A 233-nucleotide genomic window follows, 5' to 3' on the forward strand; every position below is an offset into this window, starting at 1 on the left:
GCCAGAAACTGAACCAGGCGGAGGTGATGATCGAGAACTGGCACACGCTAATGCCGCTGAAGGAAGCGGACCGCTCGGTGGTGAAGAAGGGGCGCGAATCCGACGAAGCCTTCACACGGCGCGTGCTGGGCAAGCTGGCGGCGCACAAGGACATCATCGTCATCAACGACGAGGCACACCACGCCTATCGCAAGCCGCCCGAGGTGAAGATCAGCAAGAAGCATGCCGAGGAG

At 61.4% G+C, this 233-nt stretch carries 1 protein-coding gene; it reads left to right on the forward strand.

All coding sequences use genetic code 11. The annotated features are described in order from the left end of the window. Positions 1-26: 26 nt before the first annotated feature. Positions 27-233: hypothetical protein (locus AF337_RS31530; RefSeq protein ID WP_244471352.1), on the forward strand; the 207-nt coding region annotated here is incomplete at its 3' end.

The organism is Rhizobium ecuadorense, assembly GCF_001187535.1.
Lineage (GTDB): Bacteria > Pseudomonadota > Alphaproteobacteria > Rhizobiales > Rhizobiaceae > Rhizobium > Rhizobium ecuadorense.